This is a genomic window from Ornithinibacillus scapharcae TW25 (genome assembly GCF_000190475.1).
Lineage (GTDB): Bacteria > Bacillota > Bacilli > Bacillales > Amphibacillaceae > Ornithinibacillus > Ornithinibacillus scapharcae.
Map to the genome: position 1 here is coordinate 1 of NZ_AEWH01000066.1, position 4314 is coordinate 4314.

The following is a 4314-nucleotide window of genomic DNA, read 5'->3' on the forward strand; positions in this document are numbered from 1 at the left end:
AATATATTCTATATCTCTACCTAACAAAAAGTCGTTTGGTTCTACCAAGCTTTTTTTGATAGGTAATGTAAGACTATAAGCTTTCTCTTTGTGTATGAATAACTAATCTAGCTTAATCCGTCTATTTATATTATTTTGTGAAAGCATCCGTTAGTGCTGTAACAATTTGTTTTTTTCGCGATACAACACCTTTTAGCAGTGCTCTATTATTAGAATCTAGTTGGACCTGAAAAGCATCTGCAACCTTTTCTACACCAGCACCTCGTGCAAGAACCTCAGAGTCATTATGAAGGATATCTGTTACGACAAACAAGAATAAATCTAACCCTTTTTCTTGAACGGCTTTATCCATTACTTCCTCTAATTCTGCTTGTAGTTCATATACTTTATTGGCATCAACAGTGTTGACTTGTGCGATCTCAACCTTCGCATTCCCCATTGCAAATTCCTTTGCATCCATTGTAATTAACTCAAGTGGAGACTTCTCACTTAAATCTGCACCTGCTTGTAGCATGTCTAAGCCATACTTCTCAAGCTCAACTCCAGCAATTTCAGCTAACTCATGTGCAGCATCTACATCTTCCTGTGTGCAAGTAGGAGATTTAAGCAATAGAGAGTCAGAAATAATGGCAGATAGTAATAATCCAGCTATTTCTTTTGTAACTTCTACGCCATTTTCCTTATACATTTTATTTAGGATGGTAGCCGTACAACCAACTGGTTCAGCACGGAAATATAGCGGTTCCTTTGTTTCAAAGTTCGAAACACGGTGATGATCAATAACCTCCGTGATACGAACGTCTTGGATATTACTTACACTTTGTTGAAATTCATTATGATCGACAAGGATAACATCCTTCACATCTGCAGGTACTTCTTCAATAAGTTGTGGTGCTTCCTGCTTAAAATAATCTAAAGCATATTGTGTTTCTTTATTTACTTCACCAAGTCTCGCAGGCTCTGCATTCACTCCTAATTTTGATTTTAAATTAGCATACGCAATTGCCGAGCAAATTGTATCCGTATCGGGATTTTTATGACCAAAAACTAACGTCTTTTCCATAATCATTCTCCTTTATATGTATCAATTCTTCCAAGTACAAGATTACCATAAAATATAGGCAGATTGAATTTTTTTACCTATACAATTTTACATTTTAATCAATTATTTCTATAGTTAACATAGGAATTAAACATAGGAAAAGAAGGTTATAAATTATGAATCGATTTATTGTTGTGGGTGCAGGAATACTAGGAGCGTCCACTGCCTATCACTTAGCCAAAAATGGAGCAGAAGTCCTAATTATTGATCGTAAAATGAGTGGGCAAGCTACAAACGCTGCTGCGGGTGTCATTTGCCCATGGCTCTCTCAAAGACGTAACAAGGCTTGGTATCAATTAGCTAAAAATGGTGCAAAAATATATCCGACAATTATAAATGAATTGGAAAAGGATGGAGAAACCAATACTGGTTACGCACAAGTAGGCGCAATCAGCTTACATCGTGATGAAAAAAAACTAATCGCTATGCAAGAACGAGCATTAAAACGAAGAAAAGATGCTCCTGAAATTGGTGAGGTTAGTATCTTGAACTCCACACAAACCAGGGAACTAGTACCTTATATTGATGAGGTATATTCTGCTGTTCATGTAAGTGGAGCCGCTAGAGTCGATGGACGTGTATTCCGCAATGCATTGTTAAATGCTGCTCAGAAATACGGTGCGAAACGAATAGATGGGAAAGCTACCATCATCCATCGTGATCGCACAGTTATTGGCATAAAAGTAGAAGATGAAGTATTCGAAGCCAATACTGTTATTGCTGCTTGTGGTGCTTGGATGAATGACTTCCTATCCCCATTAGGAATTAACTTCTCAACCACTGCGCAAAGGGGGCAGGTTATTCATGTTCAAATTCCAGAGCTATACACTGGCAAATGGCCAGTGATTATGCCACCAACAAACCAATCCATTGTACCATTCGAGAATCACATTGTTATTGGAGCTACACATGAAAACGATACTGGATTTGACCTCCGTGTTACAGCAGGGGGGATTCATGATATTCTTTCAAAAGCTCTTGACGTATTGCCAGGTCTAGAAAATAGTACGTTTATCGAAGCTAGAGTAGGATTCCGTCCATTCACACCCGGTTTCCTTCCTATTATTGGGAATATTCCAGGATTCGATGGCCTACTAATTGCAAATGGCTTGGGTTCTTCTGGACTTACAACAGGTCCATACCTCGGTATACAGCTTGCTAAGCTCGCACTCGGTCAAGAACTAGAGATTAACTTGGCAGATTATCCTGTGGTTGAAGCGATTAACTAAAATATATTTACAAGAATACTCGGTTCTGCTACGCTAAAATCAGGTAGAGAAGATTAGAGAAACTCACACTCGTTAGTCTTTTGCGAATGTGCTAGTCTTTCTGATGCAGGCGAGAAAGATCAATATACTTTCCTATCTGCCAAAAAATCTTCCGCTATGGTTAAAGGGTGATAGAATTGAAAGGTAAAATAATTGTCCTCATTATGCTCGTATTTACAATACTTACCGTTTTATTTGCATTCTACTTACTAGATGTATTCACACCAGAAAATCCAAATGAAGTAAAAACAACAATTGAAAACTAAAAAGACAGTTTTAAGGGAGTATCTCCCTAAACTGTCTTTTTACATTTTCAAAGCGTATTGGTTTCCACCAGCATTTTTTGCTTCGTATAAAGCCTGGTCTGCATTTTTGAATAAAGATTCAAATGTATTCTCGGTTTCTTGTGACAATAATGAAATTCCGATACTAGTCGTTGTAATAAACGCTGCATTATCAATTTTCCAAGGAGCTTGTACAGCTTCTATAATGGAATCAGCAACTTGTATCACATCTCTTTTATCCACTATATTTCTTAATAAGAGTACAAACTCGTCTCCACCCAGTCTAGCAAGCGTATCTATTTCACGTATTTGACGACCAACACGGAAAGCGAATTCAGAAATCGATTTATCTCCAACATCATGACCAAATGTATCATTGATTTCCTTAAATCGATCGAGGTCCATAATAATAACCGCGAACTTCTCACCAGTTGTTCTGTAATCATCTAATGCTTCTTTTAATTGCATCGTAAAGTATCTACGATTCGGTAATCCAGTTAACGAGTCATGGTAAGCAAAATATTTTAACTTATCCTCATAGTTTTTACGTATAGAGATATCTCTTGATAAGACAACCATTTGTTTAAAATCATGATTATAGTCATAAACCGGTGATCCTTTTAACTCAGACCATATCCACCCCATCGTCTGATGTTTTTGTCGGAACTGCGCTACCCAAGGCTTCCCACTGATTTTAGACTGTTCAAAAGAATTCGTTAATGCATTGATGTCCTCGGGATGAACATTATGATGAAATTCCTTACCGATATACTCCTCAGGATCATAGCTTAACACATCACGATAAGATGGTGATACATAGGTTATTTTCCCATCATGGTCTAGCATAGTAATCAGATCCCCTGAATTTTCCGCAATGATTTCAAACTTATTTTCACTTTCCGTATATTTATTAAGAATCTTTATTTGCTCTGTAATATCCTTACAAATGGCATAGATTCCAACAGTCTGTTTATTTACAATGATTGGAGTTAATTTCACAATCATTTCTATTTCCTTACCAGCCTTACTTCTCATTCGTATACTAAACTCCTCCAAAATACCATTAATCGCAATTTGGAAGTACTTTTCTACTTTATCGACATCTTCTGGTAGAATAATCTGCGTGTAATGCTTGCCGATTAAATTATCTTCTACATCCCCAGTAATATTCGTAAGTGAACGGTTACATGCCACTACCATTCCTTGCCTATCAATAGCCAATACCCCATCCAAATTGTAATCAAATAGCGATTGGTAACGTTGCTTTCCTTCCAAAAGCATTTCTCTGGCCTTTTCAGCAACCTCTTCCGCAATTTTACGCTCTGTTATATCCTTAACAACTGCCACAACATGGGTACAATTTTGATTATCATCGAAGAGTGGGGTTAGAACATTTTCCCCGTATCTTTTTTCACCAAGTGGAGATGGGTAAAGGTCTTCATAGACCACACAATCCTTTGTATATAAGGCTTGTTCGTATTTTTTTAATAGAAATTCTGCCTTTTCGTTATCCAATACTTCATGAAAGGTTTTACCGATAATGTCATTCGTTAATCCCGCATATTTCCTTACTGCAAGATTTATAAAATGATAACAGAAGTTGCCCTCCTTGGTCACTTTCATAATGTATATCATATCTTGAATACCATTTAAGAGGACA

At 37.0% G+C, this 4314-nt stretch carries 4 protein-coding genes; 2 read left to right on the forward strand and 2 right to left on the reverse strand.

The annotated features are described in order from the left end of the window. Positions 1-130: 130 nt before the first annotated feature. On the reverse strand, positions 131-1063 hold the full coding sequence (locus G5W_RS0118280) for a manganese-dependent inorganic pyrophosphatase (protein WP_010098921.1): 933 nt from the start codon (positions 1061-1063) through the stop codon (positions 131-133). A gap of 155 nt (positions 1064-1218) precedes the next feature. Between G5W_RS0118280 and G5W_RS0118285 the strand changes: the two genes are divergently transcribed. Then, complete coding sequence (locus tag G5W_RS0118285) at positions 1219-2331, forward strand: NAD(P)/FAD-dependent oxidoreductase (RefSeq protein ID WP_010098926.1); 1113 nt, start codon at positions 1219-1221, stop codon at positions 2329-2331. Between the two features lie 176 nt (positions 2332-2507). After that, entirely contained in the window at positions 2508-2636 is a 129-nt protein-coding gene (locus G5W_RS24585) for a hypothetical protein (protein ID WP_010098928.1), read from the forward strand. A 39-nt stretch (positions 2637-2675) separates the two neighbouring features. Here the strand turns inward: G5W_RS24585 and G5W_RS0118295 are convergent. After that, on the reverse strand, positions 2676-4314 hold a 1639-nt coding region (locus G5W_RS0118295; RefSeq protein WP_010098930.1), incomplete at its 5' end, for a PAS domain S-box protein.